Annotated in this window: 21 protein-coding genes; 16 read left to right on the top strand and 5 right to left on the bottom strand. The window is 72.4% G+C overall.

Going from position 1 to position 21150, the window contains the following annotated elements; all coding sequences use genetic code 11:
* Positions 1 to 39: 39 nt before the first annotated feature.
* Entirely contained in the window at positions 40 to 711 is a 672-nt protein-coding gene (locus B4E97_RS16460) for a murein hydrolase activator EnvC family protein (RefSeq protein WP_286960796.1), read from the bottom strand.
* Between the two features lie 127 nt (positions 712 to 838).
* On the bottom strand, positions 839 to 2014 hold the full coding sequence (locus B4E97_RS16455) for a pyridoxal phosphate-dependent aminotransferase (RefSeq protein WP_286960795.1): 1176 nt from the start codon (positions 2012 to 2014) through the stop codon (positions 839 to 841).
* Positions 2015 to 2334: 320 nt separating this feature from the next.
* Here B4E97_RS16455 and rpsB point away from each other — a divergent pair, with 320 nt between their 5' ends.
* The 6 genes from rpsB to rlmN all read left to right on the top strand — a co-directional run bounded on the left by rpsB (position 2335) and on the right by rlmN (position 7958).
* Complete coding sequence (rpsB, locus tag B4E97_RS16450; RefSeq protein ID WP_029211813.1) at positions 2335 to 3273, top strand: 30S ribosomal protein S2; 939 nt, start codon at positions 2335 to 2337, stop codon at positions 3271 to 3273.
* Between the two features lie 60 nt (positions 3274 to 3333).
* On the top strand, positions 3334 to 4161 hold the full coding sequence (gene tsf / locus B4E97_RS16445) for a translation elongation factor Ts (RefSeq protein WP_239262653.1): 828 nt from the start codon (positions 3334 to 3336) through the stop codon (positions 4159 to 4161).
* Positions 4162 to 4385: 224 nt separating this feature from the next.
* The gene (pyrH, locus tag B4E97_RS16440; protein WP_239262651.1) at positions 4386 to 5114 is read left to right on the top strand and encodes a UMP kinase; all 729 of its coding nucleotides are present in this window, start codon (positions 4386 to 4388) and stop codon (positions 5112 to 5114) included.
* Between the two features lie 105 nt (positions 5115 to 5219).
* Entirely contained in the window at positions 5220 to 5777 is a 558-nt protein-coding gene (gene frr / locus B4E97_RS16435) for a ribosome recycling factor (protein ID WP_239262649.1), read from the top strand.
* A gap of 21 nt (positions 5778 to 5798) precedes the next feature.
* Positions 5799 to 6707 carry a phosphatidate cytidylyltransferase gene (locus B4E97_RS16430; protein ID WP_286960793.1) on the top strand — a complete coding sequence of 303 codons (909 nt, stop codon included), beginning with the start codon at positions 5799 to 5801 and terminating at the stop codon, positions 6705 to 6707.
* 78 nt (positions 6708 to 6785) lie between these two features.
* Positions 6786 to 7958 carry a 23S rRNA (adenine(2503)-C(2))-methyltransferase RlmN gene (gene rlmN / locus B4E97_RS16425; RefSeq protein WP_286960791.1) on the top strand — a complete coding sequence of 391 codons (1173 nt, stop codon included), beginning with the start codon at positions 6786 to 6788 and terminating at the stop codon, positions 7956 to 7958.
* Between the two features lie 3 nt (positions 7959 to 7961).
* Here rlmN and B4E97_RS16420 read toward each other — a convergent pair whose 3' ends face one another.
* Positions 7962 to 8537, bottom strand: a complete 576-nt coding sequence (locus B4E97_RS16420; RefSeq protein ID WP_286960790.1) for a DedA family protein — start codon at positions 8535 to 8537, stop codon at positions 7962 to 7964.
* 196 nt (positions 8538 to 8733) lie between these two features.
* Positions 8734 to 9897 carry an LOG family protein gene (locus tag B4E97_RS16415; protein WP_286960789.1) on the bottom strand — a complete coding sequence of 388 codons (1164 nt, stop codon included), beginning with the start codon at positions 9895 to 9897 and terminating at the stop codon, positions 8734 to 8736.
* 133 nt (positions 9898 to 10030) lie between these two features.
* Between B4E97_RS16415 and B4E97_RS16410 the strand changes: the two genes are divergently transcribed.
* The 7 genes from B4E97_RS16410 to B4E97_RS16380 all read left to right on the top strand — a co-directional run bounded on the left by B4E97_RS16410 (position 10031) and on the right by B4E97_RS16380 (position 17751).
* The gene (locus B4E97_RS16410; protein ID WP_286960788.1) at positions 10031 to 10477 is read left to right on the top strand and encodes a hypothetical protein; all 447 of its coding nucleotides are present in this window, start codon (positions 10031 to 10033) and stop codon (positions 10475 to 10477) included.
* Positions 10478 to 10699: 222 nt separating this feature from the next.
* Positions 10700 to 12604 (top strand): propionyl-CoA synthetase, encoded by a 1905-nt coding sequence (locus tag B4E97_RS16405; protein ID WP_286960787.1) that lies wholly within the window; start codon positions 10700 to 10702, stop codon positions 12602 to 12604.
* A 158-nt stretch (positions 12605 to 12762) separates the two neighbouring features.
* On the top strand, positions 12763 to 13929 hold the full coding sequence (locus B4E97_RS16400; RefSeq protein WP_286960786.1) for a polyamine ABC transporter substrate-binding protein: 1167 nt from the start codon (positions 12763 to 12765) through the stop codon (positions 13927 to 13929).
* Complete coding sequence (locus tag B4E97_RS16395; protein WP_286960784.1) at positions 13926 to 15143, top strand: ABC transporter ATP-binding protein; 1218 nt, start codon at positions 13926 to 13928, stop codon at positions 15141 to 15143. The genes B4E97_RS16400 and B4E97_RS16395 overlap by 4 nt, the downstream gene beginning before the upstream one ends.
* Positions 15140 to 15985, top strand: coding sequence for an ABC transporter permease (locus B4E97_RS16390; protein WP_019284525.1), 846 nt, complete (start codon positions 15140 to 15142; stop codon positions 15983 to 15985). The genes B4E97_RS16395 and B4E97_RS16390 overlap by 4 nt, the downstream gene beginning before the upstream one ends.
* Positions 15982 to 16818 carry an ABC transporter permease gene (locus B4E97_RS16385; protein ID WP_286955610.1) on the top strand — a complete coding sequence of 279 codons (837 nt, stop codon included), beginning with the start codon at positions 15982 to 15984 and terminating at the stop codon, positions 16816 to 16818. Before B4E97_RS16390 ends, B4E97_RS16385 begins: the two co-directional genes overlap by 4 nt.
* A gap of 12 nt (positions 16819 to 16830) precedes the next feature.
* Positions 16831 to 17751: an AEC family transporter gene (locus tag B4E97_RS16380; RefSeq protein ID WP_286955611.1), complete on the top strand. Its 921-nt coding sequence runs from the start codon at positions 16831 to 16833 to the stop codon at positions 17749 to 17751.
* 41 nt (positions 17752 to 17792) lie between these two features.
* On the opposite strand, the gene B4E97_RS16375 is transcribed toward B4E97_RS16380, so the two are convergent.
* Entirely contained in the window at positions 17793 to 17981 is a 189-nt protein-coding gene (locus B4E97_RS16375; protein ID WP_019284528.1) for a hypothetical protein, read from the bottom strand.
* 185 nt (positions 17982 to 18166) lie between these two features.
* Here B4E97_RS16375 and B4E97_RS16370 point away from each other — a divergent pair, with 185 nt between their 5' ends.
* From B4E97_RS16370 to dxr, 3 genes are all read left to right on the top strand, one after another.
* The gene (locus B4E97_RS16370) at positions 18167 to 18946 is read left to right on the top strand and encodes a peptidoglycan-binding domain-containing protein (RefSeq protein ID WP_084412776.1); all 780 of its coding nucleotides are present in this window, start codon (positions 18167 to 18169) and stop codon (positions 18944 to 18946) included.
* A gap of 78 nt (positions 18947 to 19024) precedes the next feature.
* On the top strand, positions 19025 to 19789 hold the full coding sequence (locus tag B4E97_RS16365; RefSeq protein ID WP_286960782.1) for a peptidoglycan-binding domain-containing protein: 765 nt from the start codon (positions 19025 to 19027) through the stop codon (positions 19787 to 19789).
* A gap of 152 nt (positions 19790 to 19941) precedes the next feature.
* Complete coding sequence (gene dxr, locus B4E97_RS16360; RefSeq protein ID WP_414632801.1) at positions 19942 to 21141, top strand: 1-deoxy-D-xylulose-5-phosphate reductoisomerase; 1200 nt, start codon at positions 19942 to 19944, stop codon at positions 21139 to 21141.
* Positions 21142 to 21150: the final 9 nt, after the last annotated feature.

Genomic DNA, 21150 nt, shown 5'->3' with positions numbered 1-21150 from the left:
TGGCCTGTCGTGCGGGACTGATGGCTCTCGTGGACGCGGTCAGCGCAGCGGAAGCAGGACGAGCGGGGGACGGTCGATCAGCGAGAGCGGGTCGACATAGACCTGGCCGCGACGGGCTCCCCAGTGCAGGCAGGATGACGAGCAGTGGCCGGGCCCGTCGGCCACCACCGCGATCACCTGCCCCTGCGTGACCTGGTCGCCGACGGACACGCGCGCCACGACGGGTTCGTAGGTGCTGCGCAGGCCGCCCTCATGGTCGACGGACAGGACAGGCCTGCCGGCCACCATGCCGGCGAAGGCGACCACCCCGTCGGCCGGAGCGACGATCGCGGCGCCGGGTCCAGCTGCCAGGTCCACCCCGCGATGACCCCGGGCCCACGGTTGCGGGGGAGCGGTGAACCGCGTGACCACGCGCAGCGGCCGCACGGGTGCGGTCCACCGTCCCGGCGCGCGCGGCGCCGCAGACCGGGGGAGGGCCTGACCCCGTGACGGTGCGGGTGGCGGTGCCGCCGAGGGCGTCGACGTCCTCCCGGCGAGGTGCGCCGTTGGTGCGACGGGCGCGGGTCTGGAGCGCGCGGCGGCCGGCGCCGAGACGTGGGCACGTCCGGTGGTGCGGTTGTCGGGGACGGGAGCGGCAACGAGGGTCGCGGCGGCCACCGAGGCGGTGGACAGCGCCACCAGGGCGGTCGGGAGGGGGCGGGCGATCGGCATACGGCCGAGGCTGGGGTGCGGGTCAGGCGCGGGGCAAGGACCGGCCGTGCACCTGTGGACGAGCACGCGGATCCTCGCGCCGCCGCGCGTGGCTGTGGACGACGGGGAGGCCGGAGCCCCCGACCGGTCAGGGACGGTCGACGGGGGCTCGCCTGGTCAGGCGCCGAGCGGCCTCGCGGAGCACGTCCTCCTGCTTGCAGAACGCGAAGCGCACGAGGGACCGAGCGGCCTCGGTGTCGTCGTGGAACGCGGCGACGGGCACACCGGCGACGCCCAGCTCCTCGGGCATCCGGCGGCAGAACGCCATGGCGTCGGTTCCCCCGAGCGGAGCGACGTCCGCCACGGCGAAGTAGGCGCCGGCCGGGACGCTCACGTCCAGCCCGGCCGAGCGCAGCCCGTCGACGAGCAGGTCGCGCCGGATCTGCAGGGTGGACGCCAGCTCGGCATACCGCTCGGTGGGCAGGGCCAGGGCGGTCGCCACACCGACCTGGAACGGTCCGGAGTGGGCGAAGGTCGTGAACTGCTTGAGCTGCCGCACGGCGGCGACGGCGTGCGCGGGGCCGGTGAGCCAGCCGACCTTCCACCCGGTGGCGGAGAAGGTCTTGCCGGCCGACGAGATCGTGACGGTGCGATCGCGCATCCCCGGGAGGGTGGCCATGGGCACGTGCTCGATCCCGTCGAAGGTCAGGTGCTCGTAGACCTCGTCGCACACGACCCACGCGTCGTGCTCCCGGGCGAGCTCGGCCACGAGCTCCAGGTCGGCCCGCGAGAGGACTCGCCCGGTGGGGTTGTGGGGGCTGTTGAGCAGGACAACGCTGGTACGCTCGGAGAACGCGGCCCGCAGGGAGGCCTCGTCGACGGCGAAGTCGGGGAAGCGCAGGATGCTCGTGCGACGGACCCCGCCCGCCAGCGCGATCGTGGCGGCATAGCTGTCGTAGTAGGGCTCCAGCACGACCACCTCGTCGCAGGGACGCACCAGGGCCAGGATGGTCGACGCGATGGCCTCGGTGGCACCGACCGTGACCTGCACCTCGGAGCCCGGGTCGACCGTCAGCCCGTAGAAGCGGGACTGGTGCTCGGCGATCGCCTCGCGAAGCACCGGCATGCCGGGACCCGGGGGGTACTGGTTGAGGCCGTCGTGGATCGCGCGGCAGGCGGCCTCGAGCATCTCGGGCGGACCGTCCGAGTCCGGGAAGCCCTGCCCGAGGTTGACCGCGTCGTGCTGCTGGGCGAGCGCGGTCATCTCGGCGAAGACGGTGGTGCCGAACGGCGTCAGCGCGGGGTGGCCGGGGGTGCGAGGCATGGGGCGACGGTAGCCGACCCCCCGTGCCGCCGTGACGCCGTGCTGGCGCCCCGGCGGGGCGTGCCGGGTGGGAATTAGGTCGCGGTGAAGCCCTCCACGTAAGATGGCAGGACGGGTGACGTGTGCCTGGCCTCGGCCGGGAGCACCTATCCCGAATTCGCGCGCCTTCTCGCCGGACGAGTCGATCTCGATGCAGTCCGGGGCGCACCACGGCAGTCCGACCCCTGGTCGGCGGGGTGCGTACGCAGGCGCCAGGCACGGCCGTGGCACCCGCCGCGCGACCGTGGGTAACTGACAACGACAGAGAGAAGGACCTCGGCATGGCCGTCGTCACCATGCGCCAGCTCCTCGAGAGCGGCGTCCACTTCGGGCACCAGACCCGTCGCTGGAACCCCAAGATGAAGCGCTTCATCCTCACCGAGCGCAACGGCATCTACATCATCGACCTGCAGCAGTCGCTGACCTACATCAACGACGCCTTCGAGTTCGTCAAGGCCACCGTCGCCCACGGCGGCAGCGTGCTGTTCGTCGGCACCAAGAAGCAGGCGCAGGAGCCCGTCGCCGAGCAGGCGACCCGCGTGGGCATGCCCTACGTCAACCACCGCTGGCTCGGTGGCATGCTCACCAACTTCAACACCGTCTCCAAGCGCCTCTCGCGCCTCAAGGAGCTCGAGGAGATCGACTTCGACGACGTGGCCGGCTCCGGTCGCACCAAGAAGGAGCTCCTCGTCCTCAAGCGCGAGAAGGACAAGCTCGAGAAGACCCTCGGCGGCATCCGCAACATGGCCAAGGTCCCCTCGGCCGTGTGGATCGTCGACACCAAGAAGGAGCACCTCGCGGTGGACGAGGCCCGCAAGCTGGGTCTGCCCGTCATCGCGATCCTCGACACCAACTGCGACCCCGACGAGGTCGACTACAAGATCCCGGGCAACGACGACGCCATCCGCTCGGTCACCCTGCTGACCCGCGTGATCGCCGACGCCGTGGCCGAGGGCCTCGTGTCCCGCTCGTCCGGTCGCTCCACCGAGGGCGCCACCGAGGCCGAGCCGCTGGCCGAGTGGGAGCGCGAGCTCTACGCCGAGGCCGCCAAGTCCGACGCTCCTGCCGAGGCGACCGAGCAGGCCGAGACCCCCGCCGCCGAGGGCACCCAGCCCGCCGACGTCACCGAGCAGGTCGCCTCCGCGCCGGAGGGCGTCGAGCAGGCTGCCCCTGCCGTCGAGGCGACCGAGCCGGCCACGCCCGCCGCCGAGCAGGCCTGAGCCTCCTCAGCGATCGCGTCAACCACCACTTCGAACCCGCGTAGAAAGTAGCTACGACACATGGCTAACTACACCGCAGCCGACATCAAGGCGCTCCGCGAGAAGACCGGCGCCGGCATGCTCGACGTCAAGAAGGCACTCGACGAGGCCGACGGCGACCAGGCCAAGGCCACCGAGATCCTGCGCGTCAAGGGTCTCAAGGGCGTCACCAAGCGCGAGGGCCGCTCCACCTCCAACGGTCTGGTCCGCGCCAAGGTCGACGGTGGCGTCGGCACCCTGGTCGAGGTCCTGTGCGAGACCGACTTCGTCGCCAAGGGGGACAAGTTCGGTCAGCTGGCCGACACCGTGCTCCAGGCCGCGGTCGACTCCCAGGCCGGCGACGCCGAGACGCTCCTCGCCCACGAGGTCGACGGCAAGTCCGTCAAGGAGCTGCTCGACGAGGCCAACGCCACCATCGGCGAGAAGATCGAGGTCAAGCGCGTGGCCCGCCTCGAGGGCGACAAGGTCACGTCCTACCTGCACAAGACCAGCCCCGACCTGCCCGCGCAGATCGGTGTCCTGATCGCCACCGAGGGCGGCGACGAGCAGGTCGCGCACGACGTCGCGCTGCACATCGCGGCGTTCGCGCCGAGCGTCCTCACCCGTGACGACATCGACGAGCAGACGGTCGCCAACGAGCGTCGCATCGCCGAGGAGACGGCCAAGGAGGAGGGCAAGCCCGAGGCTGCGCTCCCCCGGATCGTCGAGGGTCGCGTCAACGGCTTCTTCAAGGAGCAGGTCCTGCTCGAGCAGCCGTTCGCGAAGGACGCCAAGAAGACCGTCGGCAAGGTCCTGGAGGAGGGCGGCGCCAAGGCCACCGCCTTCGCCCGCTTCCGCGTCGGCAGCTGATCCCCGCGCCCCTGGGCGCACCGCACCGGGCCCGGTCCACCTCACGGTGGACCGGGCCCGGTGCGGTGCGCCCACCTCACGGTGGCCTGGGCTCGGTCGTGTCCCAGCCTCCGGACGACGTGGCCGACCGACGGCTGCCGGGTCGCCAGGAGGGTGCCGCCGTGTGACAGACTGTGCGGCGGTCGGCCGACCGATCACCCGCCCACCTGACAAGGAGCCGCACGATGACCGAGACCCCCGACAACCGTGGCTACCAGCGGGTGCTGCTCAAGCTGTCCGGCGAGGTCTTCGGAGGGGGCAAGGTGGGGCTGGACCCGGAGGTCGTGCGGGGGATCGCCCGGCAGATCGCCGAGGCCGTGAAGAGCCAGGTCCAGGTCTGCGTGGTCATCGGCGGCGGCAACTTCTTCCGCGGGGCCCAGCTGCAGGACAAGGGCATGGACCGGGCCCGCGCCGACTACATCGGCATGCTCGGCACCGTGATGAACTGCCTGGCGCTGCAGGACTTCCTGGAGAAGGAAGGGGTTGAGACGCGCGTGCAGTCCGCGATCGAGATGACCCAGGTGGCCGAGCCCTACATCCCGCGCCGCGCCATGCGCCACATGGACAAGGGTCGCGTGGTCATCTTCGGCGCCGGCGCCGGCATGCCCTACTTCTCGACGGACACCGTCAGCGCCCAGCGTGCCCTCGAGACCAAGTGCGACGCCGTGCTGATCGCCAAGAACGGCGTCGACGGGGTCTACGACGCCGACCCCAAGACCAACCCGGCCGCCAAGCGCTACGACAGCCTGACCTACGCCGAGGCCCTCGCGCGGGGGCTCAAGGTCGTCGACGCCGCCGCGTTCAGCCTATGCATGGACAACAAGCTCCCGATGATCGTCTTCGGCATGGAGGGCGACGGCAACGTCGCCGCCGCCGTGCGTGGTGAGAAGATCGGGACGGTGGTCACCGCCTGAGCAGCTCGCCTGCCGACCGCCGCGAGCCCCGGTCGTGCCCTGCAGCACCGGGCTCGTAGCGTCAGACCCCGACGATTTTCGCCATACGGACGATGGAGGCACCCCATGATCGACGACATCCTGCTCGAGGCCGAGGACAAGATGGACAAGGCCGTCGAGGTGGCCAAGGAGGACTTCGCGTCCATCCGCACCGGGCGGGCCAACCCCGCGCTGTTCCACAAGATCATGGTCGACTACTACGGCGCCGCGACGCCGCTGCAGCAGCTCGCGTCCTTCCAGGTGCCCGAGGCGCGGATGATCCTGATCACGCCGTTCGACAAGGGCGCGACCCACGAGATCGAGAAGGCGCTGCGCTCCTCCAACCTGGGAGTCAACCCCAACAACGACGGCGGCGTGCTGCGCATCAACCTGCCGGAGCTGACGCAGGAGCGCCGCAAGGAGTACATCAAGCTGGCCCGGGAGAAGGGCGAGCACGGCAAGGTCTCGATCCGCAACGTCCGACGCAGCGCCAAGGACCAGATCGACAAGCTCGTCAAGGACGGCGACGTCGGCGAGGACGAGGGCACCCGCGCCGAGAAGGAGCTGGACACCCTGACCAAGAAGCTGACCGACCAGATCGACACCCTGCTCAAGGGCAAGGAAGCCGAGCTGCTCGACGTCTGAGCGACCGACGCGAAGGACACCGTGCCCACACCTGACATGCCGCCGGCCCTCGAGGGCTCGCGGGTCCACCGACGGATCCAGCGGGCCCTCGACGTGGCCCGTCGGTCCAAGAGCCCCGGCAAGGCCGGGCGCAACCTCCCCGCCGCCATCGGGGTCGGCGTGGGTCTGGGTGCCCTCATCATCGGGTCGTTGGCGTGGCGGCCGGAGGCCTTCCTGGCGCTCGTGACGGCGGCGATCGTCATCGGGATGTGGGAGGTCGTGCAGGCGGTCCGCCACGGCCGGGTGCAGGTGCCGCTGGTGCCGACGATGGTGGGTGGCGTCGCGATGCTCGCCAGCGCCTACTGGGGTGGACCCCGGCCGCTCACCCTCGCCTTCACGCTGGCGGTCCTGGCCCTGCTCGTATGGCGTTCCCTGCAGGGCGTGGCCGACGCGATGCGGGACGTCTCCGGGGGAGTCCTGACCCTGGCCTACGTGCCGCTGCTCGCCAGCTTCTGCATCCTGCTGCTCGCCCAGACCGACGGCGAGCTGCGGGTGGTGACCTTCATCGCGGTCACGGTGTTCTCCGACATCGGCGGCTACGCGGTCGGCGTGCTCAAGGGCAAGCACCCCATGGCGCCGTCCATCTCGCCCAAGAAGTCCTGGGAGGGGTTCGCCGGCTCGATGGTCACCTGCATGCTGGTGGGGGCCATCTGCACGACCTGGCTGCTCCGCGCCCCCTGGTGGACCGGTGTGCTGCTGGGCGCGGCGGCCTGCGTCACCGCGACGGTCGGGGACCTGTGCGAGTCCGTGATCAAGCGCGACCTCGGCATCAAGGACATGGGCCACATCCTCCCGGGGCACGGCGGCATCATGGACCGGCTGGACTCGTTGCTGCTCACCGCGCCGATGGCCTGGCTGGTCATCACCTATCTCGTGCCCGCGGCGGTCTGAGCTGCCGGCACGGCCGCGCGAAGGGCGTCACCACGCGTGGGGGCCGGCGGGGCGTCATACCTGAGACAATGGTGAGCGATGAGTGCCTCCCAGCCGCAGGACCTGCCCACGCCGACGACCCGTCCGGTGCCGGGCCAGCTGACCTTCTCCGCGCCGCGCCGCGGCAAGCCGCCGGCCCACCTGGCCGACTTCGCGCTCGACGAGCGCAAGGCGTTCGTGACCGAGCTCGGGCAGCAGGGCTTCCGGGCCAAGCAGCTCAGCGTGCACTACTTCGACCGGCTGGTGACGGACCCCGAGGACATGCCGGACCTGCCCAAGGCCCAGCGCGCCGAGCTGGTCGCGCAGGCGTTGCCGCAGCTGCTCACCCCCATCACGACGCGGGTCGCCGACGGGGGAGCGACGCACAAGAAGGTGTGGCGGCTGCACGACGGCGCCCTCGTCGAGTCGGTCGTCATGCGCTATCCCGGCCGGGCGACGATCTGCATCTCGAGCCAGGCCGGCTGCGGCATGAACTGCCCGTTCTGCGCCACCGGCCAGGGTGGGCTGCAGCGCAACATGAGCACCGCCGAGATCGTGGAGCAGGTCGTGAGCGCTGCCCGTGCGCTGCGGGCCAGCGAGCTCGGCCCGATGCCCGAGGGCGACCAGGGGCCGCTGCGCGTGTCCAACGTGGTGTTCATGGGGATGGGCGAGGCACTGGCCAACTACAAGGCCTCGATCGGCGCGATCCGGCGTCTCGTGGAGCCCGCCCCGGCAGGTCTCGGGATGAGCGCGCGCGGGATCACGATGAGCACCGTCGGGCTGGTGCCCGGCATCGACAAGCTCGCGGGCGAGGGCATCCCGGTCACCCTGGCATTGTCGCTGCACGCCCCCGACGACGAGCTGCGGGACGAGCTGGTCCCCATCAACACCCGGTGGAAGGTCGACGAGGCGCTGGACGCCGCGCGCCGCTACTTCGACACCACCGGGCGACGCGTGTCGATCGAGTACGCCCTGATCAAGGACATCAACGACCAGGCCTGGCGCGCCGAGCTGCTCGCCGACAAGCTCAACGCGCGAGGGAACGGGTGGGTGCACGTCAACCCCATCCCGCTCAACCCCACGCCGGGCAGCCGGTGGACGGCCAGCCGCAAGGGCGTCGAGCAGCAGTTCGTGGAGCGGCTGCGCGGTCGCGGCATCTCCACGACCGTGCGTGACACGCGGGGGCAGGACATCGACGGGGCGTGCGGCCAGCTGGCGGCGGCCACGGCCTGACGGTCAGGGGGTCCGGCGCCCCTTGAGCTTCTGCCGCACCCACCGCGCGATCAGGATGACGAAGAACGCGATCACGGCGTACTGGAACCAGCCGGCCCACTCCTCGATGCGCGCCCACTGCGACCCGAGGGCGTAGCCGCCGAGGATGAGGGCCGAGTTCCAGCAGAGCGAGCCGAGCGTCGTGAGCAGGCAGAAGGTCGCCAGCGGCATCCGCTCGACGCCGGCGGGGATGGACACCATCGAGCGCACCATCGGCACCATGCGGCCGAAGAACGTGACGGTGCGCCCGTGCCGGTCGAACCACTCGAAGCCCTTGTCGATGTCGTGCACGTCGACCAGGGGGACCTTGCGGGCGATGGAGTTGACGCGCTCGCGGCCGAGGACGGCGCCGGCCCAGTAGAGGATGAGCGCGCCGATCAGGGATCCGACGGTGCTCCAGATGATCGCGCCCGCCAGCGTCATGCCGCCGCGGTAGGCGGTGAAGCCCGCCAGCGGCAGGATGAGCTCGCTGGGGATCGGCGGGAAGACGCTGTCGAGGATCGTCGCCACCATGGCGCCGGGTCCGCCGAGGGTCTCCATGAGGCTGACGGCCCACCCGGTGATCCCGCTACTGTCGGGGGCCGCCGAGGGGAGCTGGGCGAGGAGCGCGAGGGGGGTCAGGGCGGTGTCCTTTGCAGGGGGCGGCGGTCAGGTCCAGGTCGTCCAACGTCGTTCGTACCCCGAGGAGTTCCGTCCCAGCCCTCCCGAGCGGGCGATGGGTCGCCGCGCAGAGTGGTCACAGATCCCGCACCAGCGACGCGCAGACGTCGAGGATGTGACCACTCTGTCGACGGGCGGGGGTTCTCAGCGCAGGGGGGGTGCTGGATTCGCGGAGCAGCTCGGGGACGTCGGCGATGTCGTCGACCAGGTGGATCCGGTCGCCCATCTCGCGGCCGTGGCCGAGGGCCTGGAGCAACGGCCACACCGGCAGGGTCTGGGTCCAGTGCTCGCGCCCGACCAGCACCAGCGGCACGGTCTCGCCCTCGGCGGCGTAGTAGAGCCGCGTCGTCAGCTGGAACACCTCCTGCACCGTGCCCGCGGCGCCGGGGAGGACGACGACCCCCGCCGTGCAGCGGGCGAGCAGCAGGTCCTCGCGCAGGGCGTTGGAGAAGAACTTGGCGATGGCCTGCGCGAACGCGTTGGGCGGCTCGTGGCCGTAGAACCACGTCGGGATGCCGATGCTCGTCACCGCATCGGGGGCGCCGAACCCGTCGCGTACCTCCAGGGCCACCCGGGCCCAGGGGCTCACCTCCGGCCGGAAGGACGGCACCGTGGCCAGCCGCCGCAGCGCAGCCTCCAGCGTCGCGTCGTCCGGGCACGCGGCGCCGAGGTTGGCGGCCTCCATCGCGCCCGGCCCGCCCCCGGTGGCGACGACCAGGCCGTATGCCGCCAGCGCCCGCCCCAGGCGCGCGGCCTCGGCATAGCGCGCGGTCCCGCGCTCGACGCCGTGCCCGCCCATGATCCCGACGACGCGCCGGTCCGCCAGCAGGTCGTCGAGGGCGTCCTCCATGGAGTCGTCGTGCAGGGAGCGCAGCACGGCGACATAAGGGTCACCGACGAGGCTCGCGTCCTGCGACCAGGCGTAGGCCAGCGCGTCCGGGGTGTCGTCGTAGCCCCGGGCGATCCCGGCATACAGCTCCTCCGGGGAGTAGAGACGCGAGCGGTAGACGTCGACGGGGGAGTCGTGGACGGTGGGGAAGACGACCGCCCCGGCACCGACCAGGTGACGCACGAGCGGCGGTGCCATGGCGCCGCCGAGGACGACGAGCCCGTGCAGGTCCGAGCGGGCCAGGAGCCGCTCGGCGCACGCGTCGAGGTCGACGCCCTGGACGCGCACGCCGTGCAGGCTGTGGCCGTCGTCGAGCAGGGCCGTGAGGGTGGGCAGGTCCTCGATCTCCATGCCGTCATCATGCGTGACGCGTCTGCGATGAACTCTCGGGGACACGGGCCAACCATCCGGCGCCCTGCGGCGTCTGCATGATGTCGTTGGCGCACCGCGCCAGAGCACTCTCGTCAGAAGGACCCCCGCAGCCATGTCCCGCCGTTCCCTCATCGCCACCACCGCCACCGCCGCCCTCACCCTGACGCTCAGCCTGTCGGCACCCGCCCTGGCTGCGCCCACCTCTGCCCCGGCGGCCAAGCCGGTCGCGGCGACGCACCAGGTCTCGGCGACCCGGGCCCGCTCGGCGGTCGTCACGCGGGCCACCGTGCACCAGATCTACGTCGCCATCGCCAACGACAAGCAGCTGCGGGGCTGGAAGCGCGCCGACTGGCGCGTCCAGCGCATCAGCCTCGCCCCCGGCGCCCCGACCTGGGCGCGGGCGACGGTCCACCCCACGCGCGGCCAGACCGACGACGCCACCGTGCTGCTGCGCAAGGTGGCCGGCCGCTGGCGCGTCGCTGACCTCGGCACCGCGCAGGTCGGGTGCGGCGTCGCCCCGGTCAAGGTCCTGCGCGGCCTGCGCCTCGGCGGCTGCTGACCCGCCGGCCGAGTCCCGCTCGTCCGGCCTAGCCCGGCCAGCCCGGCCTAGCCCGGCCAGCCGGGCTAGCCCGGCCTAGCCCGGCCGCCCGTCATACGGCCCGAGTGGTCGGTCCCTCGCCTCGCGACCGGGACCGACCACTCGCCGCGCTCGACCTACCTGTCGTCCAGGCCACACCGTGTCCCGCTGGCCGTCGCCCGGCCCGGCGGGTTGGATGGAGGCATGAGCAAGGGTGCTTACGCCAGGGCGTACGAGACGAGCAGGCAGGACCCCGAGGCCTTCTGGGCCGAGGCGGCCAAGGACATCGACTGGATCACGAAGCCGAGGCAGGTCCTCGACGAGAGCCGGGCCCCGTTCTACACGTGGTTCCCCGACGGCTGGCTCAACGTCTGCTACAACGCGCTGGACCGCCACGTGGTCCACGGCCGCGCCGACCAGGCCGCCCTGCACTACGACAGCCCGGTCACCGGTGCCCGCGCGAGCTACACCTACGCCGAGCTGCTCGAGCTGGTGTCCCGCTTCGCCGGCGTGCTGCGCGACCTCGGCGTGACCAAGGGCGACCGGGTCGTCATCTACATGCCGATGGTCCCCGAGGCCGTCGTCGCGATGCTGGCGTGCGCCCGCATCGGCGCCATCCACTCGGTCGTGTTCGGTGGCTTCGCCCCCCAGGAGCTGGCCGCCCGCATCGACGACGCAGCCCCCAAGGTCGTCGTCAGCGCGAGCTGCGGCATCGAGCCCAAGCGGGTCGTGGCCTACAAGCCCTACCTCGACGAGGCGATCCGCCGCGCGGAGCACAAGCCCGACCGCTGCGTCATCCTGCAGCGCGAGCAGCAGCCCGCCGAGATGGGGGAGCGTGACCTGGACTGGGCCGAGGTCATGCGCCCCGGGGTCGTGCAGCCCGCCGAGTGCGTGCCGGTCGAGTCGTCCCACCCGCTCTACATCCTCTACACCTCCGGCACGACGGGGAAGCCCAAGGGGATCGTGCGCGACAGCGGCGGCTACGCCGTGGCCCTGCGCTGGTCGATGCCCAACCTCTACGGCATCGAGGCGGGCGACACGATGTTCACCGCCTCCGACGTCGGCTGGGTGGTCGGGCACTCCTACATCGTCTACGCCCCGCTCCTGGTGGGCGCGACCACGATCGTCTACGAGGGCAAGCCGATCGGCACCCCCGACGCCGGCGCCTTCTGGCGGGTCGTGCAGGACTACGGCGTCGCCTCGCTGTTCACGGCGCCCACGGCCTTCCGGGCGATCAAGAAGGAGGACCCGGAGGCGAAGCTCTTCGCCGACTACGACACGTCCAGCCTGCGCACGATCTATCTCGCGGGCGAGCGGCTCGACCCCGACACCTACCACTGGGCGACCGAGCGCACCGGCAAGCCCGTCGTCGACAACTGGTGGCAGACCGAGACCGGCTGGCCGATCGCGTCCAACCCGCGGGGGATCGAGGAGCTGCCGATCAAGCCCGGCTCGCCGTCGACCGCGGTCTGCGGGTATGACGTGCGCGTCCTCGACGACCAGGGCAACGAGGTCCCCGCCAGCACCGAGGGCGCCATCGTCATCAAGCTGCCCATGCCCCCCGGCACCCTGCCGACGCTGTGGCAGGACGACGACCGCTATGTCTCGAGCTACCTGTCGGCCTACCACGGCTACTACCTGACCGGCGACGGTGGCTACATCGACGAGGACGGCTACCTCTATGTCATGGGCCGCACCGACGACGTGCTCAACGTCGCCGGCCACCGCCTGTCGACCGGGTCGATCGAGGCCGCGCTCGCCGGTCACCCCGCCGTGGCGGAGTGCGCGGTCATCGGGGTGGCCGACTCGTTCAAGGGCCAGGTGCCCCGCGCGCTGGTCATGCTCAAGTCCGGCATCGACGCGTCGACCCCGCAGGCCCAGGAGACGCTCCGCAAGGAGCTGGTCCAGCGCGTCCGCGAGGAGGTCGGCGCCGTCGCCGCCCTCAACCAGGTCGACATCGTCGACGGTCTGCCCAAGACGCGCTCCGGCAAGATCCTGCGCAAGACCATGCGCCAGATCGCGGACGGGCAGGAGGCGCAGGTGCCGTCGACGATCGAGGACCGCAGCGTGCTCGACAGTCTGACGGCCGTGCTCCGGCCCCAGGGCTGAGCCTGCACCACGCCCGCCGTATGTCGTGAGGGCCGGTCGCCGCAGGGCGACCGGCCCTCTCACGTCCGTCGTCCGCGCGCCGGGCCCCGGCATACCGCTGGTAGCGTTGCCCAGGTTTGTCTCCGCCCACCTGGGCCGCCCCCGGAGGTCCGTGCCTGATGCCCGACCGCGCGCTGTCGCGCCGCAGCCTGCTCGGCTCGGCTGCGGCTGCCGGCCTGCTCGCGGCCTGCGCCCCGCCGGAGCCCCCCGCGGCCGCGCGGACGACCAGGGCGCTGCCGGTGGACCGTTCGGCCACCGACCGCCGGGTCGCGTTCGCGAGCTGGACGCAGTACCTCGACCAGGACGAGTCCACCAAGCGGTTCCCGACCCTCGACGCCTTCGTCCGGGCCACCGGGATCCAGGCGAGCTACTCCGAGGAGATCGACGACAACGACCTCTACGTCAACAAGATCGCCCCGCAGCTGCGCGCCGGCCAGGACATCGGGCGTGACCTGGTCGTCCTGTCGGACTGGATGGTCAACCGGGTCATCGACCAGGAGCTGGTCCAGCCGCTCGAGCTGATCCGGATGCCGCACGCCGGCAACGTGCTGCCCGAGCTGATGGACGCGCCGTTCGACCCGGGACGCCAGTACTCGCTGCCGTGGCAGTCCGGCCTGACGGGGATCGGCTACGACGCGAGCAAGGTCAAGGAGATCCGTTCCGTCGAGGACCTGTGGCGTCCCGACCTCGAGGGCCGGGTCGTGGGGCTGAGCGAGTGGCGCGACACGCTCGGCGTGATCCTGCGCAGCCAGGGCGTCGACCCGGCGAGGCCCTTCACCCGCGACCAGCTGGCCGCCGCCGTCGAGGTCGTCGACCGCCGGCTGCGCGACGGCCAGATCCGGCGGATCCGCGGCAACTCCTACGTCCAGGACCTGCAGAGCGGCAACGCGCTGGCCGGCCTGGTGTGGAGCGGCGACATCGCGACGCTGCGCGCCGAGACCGGCAACGAGCGGTGGACCTTCGTCGTCCCCGAGTCCGGCGGGATGCTGTGGAGCGACAACGCCGTCGTTCCGGTCACCTCGCCGCGCCGGCGCAACGCCCAGCGGCTGCTCGACTGGTACTACCAGCCCGAGATCGCCGCGCAGGTCGCCGCGTGGGTGGGCTACATCTGCCCGGTTGCCGGCGCGCAGAAGGCCATGGAGAAGGTCGACCCCGAGCGCGTCGAGGACCCGCTGATCTTTCCCACGGCGGACTTCCTGGCGCGCCGGACGAGCGTGTTCCGGGCCCTGGACCCGCGCGAGGAGCAGGAGTACGCCGCGATGTGGACGCAGGTGGTGGGGCAGTGAGCGCCGGTGACCTGAGGCTCGACGGCCTCACCAAGAGCTTCGGGCGGGACGTGGTCGTGGACGACCTGTCCCTGCACGCGGCGGCGGGCAGCTTCTTCGCGCTCGTGGGGCCCTCGGGGTGCGGCAAGACGACGACCCTGCGGATGGTGGCGGGGCTCGAGCGCCCCGACGCGGGGCGGGTGCTGCTGGGGGAGCGGGACGTCACGCCGCTGCGGCCGCACGAGCGCCCGGTCAACACGGTGTTCCAGTCCTACGCGCTCTTTCCGCACCTCAGCGTCGGCGACAACGTGGCCTTCGGGCCGCGCCGTCGTGGGGTCCCGCGCGCGGCGGCCGCCGAGCAGGCCCGCGAGGCGCTCGCCCTCGTCGAGCTCGACGGTATGGCGAGCCGCCGCCCCTCCCGGCTCAGCGGTGGCCAGCAGCAGCGCGTGGCGCTGGCGCGGGCCCTGGTCAACCGGCCCGAGGTGCTCCTGCTGGACGAGCCGCTGGGCGCCCTCGACCTGCGCCTGCGGCGGCAGATGCAGCTGCAGCTCAAGCGGATCCAGGCCGAGACGGGCCTGACCTTCGTGCACGTCACGCACGACCAGGAGGAGGCCATGAGCATGGCCGACACCGTCGCCGTGATGCGCCAGGGCCGGATCGAGCAGCTCGGGCCCCCGGCCGAGCTCTACGACCTGCCCCGGACCAGGTTCGTCGCCACCTTCCTCGGGCAGTCCAACCTCGCCCCGGTCACGGTGGTCGGGGCGGAGGGCGACCTGCTCGTCGTGGAGCTCGGCGGCCAGCGGGTGCGGGTGCTGCGGTCACGGGCCGCCGCGCCGGACGCCAGGCGCTCGCTGGTCGGGGTGCGACCGGAGAAGGTCCGGATCGTCGCTGACGGGGCCGAGGTCCGCCGGCGGTCCGTCGCGAACGTCCTCGCGGGGGCGCGCGTGCTCGACGTCGCGTTCACGGGCGTGGCGACGCAGTACGTCCTGGACGTCCCCGGCGTCGGCACCTGGACGGCCTACGAGCAGAACCTCGACGTCGACGCCACGGCTCGCCCGGGGGACCTCGTCACCGTCGCCTGGGACCTGCGGCACACGTTCACGCTCCCCAGCGACGAGGGCGACGAGGGCGACGAGGTCGACACGGTCGGCGAGGTCGGCGAGGGCAGCGACGCCGATCTCGGCGCCGACGCCTCGGCAGCGGGGTCCGCGCCCGTGCGGGTGACCTCTCCGTGAGCAGGCGCGCGGCATACCTGCTGCTCCTCCCCGGGCTGCTCTGGCTCGGCGTTCTGTTCGTCGCGCCGCTGGTGCAGCTCGCGAGCGTGAGCCTGCAGTCGGGCTACCCGGGCTTCCCCGGCTACTACTACCGCGACGTCAACGTCGGCAACTACCTCGTGGCCCTGACCGGCTTCGGCGGGCAGCTGGGTCGGTCCTTCCTGTATGCCGGCCTCGCGACGCTGCTGTGCCTGGTGCTGGCGTTCCCGCTGGCCTGGACCATGGCCTTCCGCGCGGGGCGGTGGCGTGGCGTGCTCATGGTGCTGGTCGTCGCGCCGTTCTTCACGCCGTTCATCCTGCGCACGGTCGCGTGGCGCCAGATCCTCGCCGACGACGCGCCGGTCGCGTCCACCCTGCGGGCGCTGCACCTGCTGCCCGGCGGGCACCTGACCGAGACGCCGTTCGCCGTGGTCATGGGCCTGACCTACACCTTCCTGCCCTTCATGCTCCTGCCCGTCCTCGCCTCCCTGGAGCGGGTGGACCGGTCGGTGCTGGCCGCCGGCGCAGACCTCTACGCCGGCCCGTGGCAGACCTTCCGGCTGGTCACCGTGCCGCTGGCGATGCCGGGCATCGTCGCCGGGACGCTGCTGACCTTCATCCCCGCAGCCGGAGACTACGTCAACGCCGACCTGCTCGGCTCGGACCGCGGCACGTCGATGGTCGGCAACGCCATCGACGCCCAGTTCTTCCGCGTGATCGGTGGCTACCCGGTGGCCGCGGCGCTGTCGTTCACGCTGATGCTGGCCATCCTCGTGCTCGTCCTGCTGTACCTCCGGCGCTACGGCACCCGGGAGCTGGTGTGAGCGGGGGCTCGTCGCGCTCGTCGTCGGCCCGGCGGTGGGTCGCCGACCACGTCGTCGTCCTGGTGTCCGTGCTGGTGCTGGCCTACCTGCTCCTGCCGGTGGCCTACGTCGTGGTGTTCTCGTTCAACGGCTACACGAGGTCCAACATCGCCTGGAGCGGCCGCCCCACCCTGGACCACTGGCGCGACCCGTGCGGCGCCCCGGGGGTCTGCGAGGCGCTCGGCACCTCGCTGGAGGTGGGGCTCGCCTCGACGGTGCTGGTCACCACGCTGGGGACCATGATGGCGCTCGCGCTGGCGCGGGGCCGGTTCCGCGGCCGACGGGCGGTCGAGGCACTGGTGCTGCTGCCCATGGCCACCCCCGAGGTCGTCCTCGGCGCGTCCCTGCTGACGATCTTCGTGCAGGGCTTCACCCGCGTGGGGCTCGAGCTGGGGTGGTGGACCGTGGTCCTCTCGCACGTGATGTTCTGCCTGTCCTTCGTCGTCGTGACCGTGCGGGCGCGGCTCGAGTCGCTCGATCCCGGCCTGGAGGAGGCGGCCGCCGACCTGTATGCCGGGCCCGCCGCGACCTTCTGGCGGGTCACGGTGCCGGGGGTGCTGCCCGGCGTGGTCGCCGCAGCCCTGCTGTCCTTCGCCCTCAGCATCGACGACGTCATCATCACGACCTTCGTGTCGGGCGAGGTCGCCACCTTCCCGACCTATGTCTACACGGCCTACCTGCGGGGGATCCCGGCGGAGGCCAACGTCATCGGCGTGCTCATGCTGCTGGCCGCCGTCGCCTGCGCGGTGGCGGCCCGTCTGCTCGGTGGACGCCTCCCGTCCACCGAGCGCTGAGAGGAGCACGCCATGTCCGGTGTCGCCGCGGGGTTCTGGATCATCGGCGCCCTCGCGGGGCTGGGCTTCCTGCTCGCGCACCTCGGGGTCCTCGACGCGAGCGCGCAACGCGTGCTGTCCCGCCTGGCCTTCTTCGTGGCCTCGCCCGCGCTGCTGGTCGACGTGCTGTCCCGCACCCCCTTCGCCCAGGTGGTGGGGCACAACCTGCTCGTGTCCGCCTCGTCCGTCGTGATCACCGTGGCGGTCTACCTCGCCGTCGTGGTGCCGCGCTGGCACCCGGACCTGGGCGAGGCGGTGATCGGCTCGCTGGCCGCGGCCTACGTCAACGCCGGCAACCTCGGGATCCCCATCGCGGCCTACGTCCTCGGCGACGTCGCCCTGATGGCACCCACCCTGCTGCTGCAGCTCGTCTGCCTCACCCCGCTCGCCATGGCGTTGATGGACGTCGATGCCCTCGGCCGTCGCCCGCGCCCGCTCGAGACGCTGCTCGCGGTCGGGCGCAACCCGATGACGGTGTGCGCGCTCGCGGGCGTCGTGATGTCCCTGGTCGGCTGGCGGCCGCCCGACCTGGTGATGCGGCCGGTCGAGATCGTCGGTGGCATGGCCGTGCCCGCGATGCTCCTGGCCTTCGGGGTGTCGCTGCGGCTGGGTCCTCGCCCGGGCGCCTCCGGGTCCACGGGGCAGATCGTCACCATCGTCGTGTGCAAGCTGGGGGTGCAGCCGCTGGCCGCCCTGGCCCTGGCGAGCGCGCTCGGCCTGACCGGCGTCCACCGGCTCGCGGCGGTGGTGACCGCCGCGCTGCCGTGCGCGCAGAACGTCTTCACCCACGCCGTGCGCTACGACCGCAGCGTGCTGCTGGCCCGGGACGCCGTGCTGCTGACGACCCTCGTGTCGCTGCCCGTGATCGCCGTGGTGGCGGTCCTGGTGCACTGAGCCGACGGGCCCGGCATACGGCCCGCTCGCCCCGGAGGGGCTCAGGCCGGGGGAGTCGTCCCGGCCGCGGCGTGGGCGGCGGCGACCTTGCGCCGCCGCTCGCGCAGCAGGTTGTCCTTGGGGTCGTTGTCGGGGTCCAGCTGGGCCGGCCCGAACACGCTCACCCCGACGTAGCGGATCCGCCACATGATGCGGTAGCCGAGGCTGAGCCCGGTGCGGTCCTTGGCCATGATGGTCCTCCCCGTGGATGTCGGTGGCGGTCGCCGCCCTCGACCACCCTAGTCCCGGAGGTGACCCCGCGACCGCCCTCGTGCTGTGACCTCCCCCTCGCCGTGGAGGGTGGGTCGAGACGCCGTCCGGGTGAGCCGTGCGCGGTCCTCGCGCGTCCTGCCCGGTCGCGCGGGAGGATGACCCCATGGGGACGCGTATGACGCCGCGCCGCAGCCTCCTGCAGGTGCTGCTGGCGGGCGGGGGATGGACGCTGACGATAGCGGTGACCGTGACGCTGACCGGTTGTGGGGCGGGCGCAGGGACGGCCGCCCCGACCCGGACGGTCACCGTGACGCCGACGCCCTCTGCAGCCACGACGTCTCCGTCACCCGCCGCGTCCGCGACCGTCACCGTCACGACGACGGCCCAGCCACACGCCGGTTCCGGTGAGGGCGCCTCGCCCGGCGTCGCGGCCCGCGAGGGCCCGACCACCGGCCGTCGCGCGACCGCCTATCCCGAGCAGGCTGCCGGGCGCTGTGGGACGCCCGACCACTACGGGCTGCTGACGATGGGGCAGCGCGGACGCAGCGTCGCGACGCTCCAGTGCTTGCTCGACCAGGCCGGCGAGGACGTCGTGGTGGACGGCGTGTTCGGCGAGCAGACGGCCATCGCGTACGCCCGGGTGGTCGAGCGGGCGCTGGGGGAGTCACCCCAGTCCCCCGACGTGATGACGCGCGAGTGGATCGTCCTCTACGCAGCCGGCCCCACACCCAGGCTCACCCGGGGGTCGCGCGGCGAGGCCGTGCGTCGGGTCCAGCGCGCCATCGGGATCGCGGTTTCGCCCATCCCGGTCGACGGCATCTTCGGCGAGCAGACGGACGCGGCCGTGCGGGAGTACCAGTCCCTCACCGGCCACACGGTCGACGGCGTCGTCGGGCCGGCCACCTGGCGCGCGCTGCAGACCGGTGAGCACGTCGGAGACTGATCCTCAGATCCACCCCCTCCCGTTGGAGGCGGCGGCGCGAGACCATCGTCAGCGACCACGCGGCACCAGGAGGCATCGATGAACCGCTCCACCAGCTCCATCCCACCCGGGAGGGGCAGCGCCGCAGCCGTGGCCACTGCCGCCGTCCTGACGCTCTGCCCGGCGATCGCGGGCTGCTCCTCGGGGGTCGAGGGGACCGAGGTCGTGCAGGTGACCCGGACCGTGACCGCGACGGCTACGGGATCGGCGGCGGGCGAGCCGGTCTCGGCGCCGGTGACCGAACCCGCTGGGACGCCGGCCGCCGGACCGGCTTCGACGCAGGCCGTGAGGACGGGCGCTACCGTGAGCCCGACCAGCGTGGTCGTCGCAGGCGCAGCCCCCGCCGCCCGGGCGTGCTCCCCGACCCTGCGGCGCTATCCCGACCTCGATCCCGGGGCGCGCGGTCCGGCGGTCGAGGCCTTCCAGTGCCTGCTCCGCCAGCAGGGAGCGAGCCTGACGGTCGACGGCGTCTACGGCCCGGTGACCAGGCAGGCCTACGACCAGGTCGCCCGCCGGCTCGGCTGGCAGGCCTGGGTCCCCCACGTCGAGGCGCACGTGTGGACCCTGCTCCTCTCGCAGGGCCCCACGCCCAGGCTGCGCCGGGGCAGCACCGGCGAGGCGGTCTCGCGGGTGCAGCGATCGCTCGCGGCACAGGACATCCCGGTCACCGCGGACGGACGCTTCGGCGCCGACACCGAGCGCGCCGTCCGCACGCTGCAGACCCGGCTGGGCATGACGGTCGACGGCATCGTCGGTCCCGACACCTGGCGGGTGCTGCAGTCCGGCGGCGGGCCCACCGACTGAACCGGCACGCCCCGGGGACGGCCGAGACACGGGTCGATCGGTGCGAGGATGGTCGGGTGAGCCAGAGCCCGTATGCCGACAGCCCGCCGCCCCCCGCGCACACCTATCGCGCCGGCCACCGCACGGTCGCGCTCCTCGGCTCCACCGGCTCCATCGGCACCCAGGCGATCGACGTGATCACCCGCAACCCCGACCGGTTCACGGCGACCGCGCTCAGCGCCGGCGGCCGCAACCTCGCCCTCCTCGCGGAGCAGGCCGTCCGGCTCCAGGTCGAGCTCGTCGGCGTCGCGGACGGCGACGAGACGGCGGTGCGGGGCGCGATCACGGCGACCGCCCGTGAGGCCGGGTTGGCGTCATACGCCCCGCGGGTGGTCGTGGGGGAGGGTGCCTCCGAGGAGGTGGCGGCGCACGGAGCGGACGTCGTGCTCAACGGCATCACCGGGTCGATCGGCCTGCGGCCGACCCTGGCGGCGCTCCAGGCGGGCAGCACGCTCGCGCTCGCCAACAAGGAGAGCCTGATCGTCGGCGGCCCGATCGTCACACGTGCGGCCCGGCCGGGCCAGATCGTGCCGGTCGACTCCGAGCACAGCGCCATCGCCCAGAGCCTGCTGGCGGGTCGCCGGGACGAGGTGCGGCGGCTGGTGATCACCGCCAGCGGCGGGCCCTTCCGCGGTCGCGCCCGCGACGAGCTGCGCGAGGTGACGCCGGAGCAGGCGCTGGCTCACCCCAACTTCGCCATGGGCAAGGTCATCACCACCAACTCCGCGACCCTGGTCAACAAGGGGCTCGAGGTGATCGAGGCGCACCACCTGTTCGACGTGCCCTTCGCCGACATCGAGGTCGTGGTGCACCCGCAGCAGTACATCCACTCCATGGTCGAGTGGTGCGACGGCGCGGTGGTCGCCCAGATCGGGCTGCCCACCATGCTGGTGCCCATCGCGCTCGGGCTCGCCTGGCCCGATCGCCTGCGCGACGTGGAGACGCCGGTCGACTGGACCCGCGCGTCGACGTGGGAGTTCCTCCCGCTGGACCGTGAGGCCTTCCGCTCCGTCCCGCTGGCCTACCGGGTCGGCGAGGCGGGCGGGACCTACCCCGCGGTCTACAACGCCGCCAACGAGGAGTGCGTCGAGGCCTTCCACGCCGGCCGGATCGGCTTCCTCGACATCGTCGACACCGTCGAGCGGGTCGTCGACGAGCACCACGCCGGCGGCGAGCAGGCCGCCAACGTCGGGAACAACGCCTCGGACCTGGACGTTGCCGCTGTGCTGCGTGCCGAGTCCTGGGCGCGTGCCCGGGCCCGCGAGGTGCTCGGCCTGAGTCCCGCCTCCACCCCGACCGAGGAGCCCGCATGACCGAGGAGT

Origin of the sequence: Arsenicicoccus sp. UBA7492, from assembly GCF_002479615.1 — a bacterium.
In the GTDB taxonomy this organism is placed as follows: Bacteria; Actinomycetota; Actinomycetes; order Actinomycetales; family Dermatophilaceae; genus Arsenicicoccus; species Arsenicicoccus bolidensis.
This window is presented reverse-complemented; position numbering and strand designations above follow the sequence as displayed.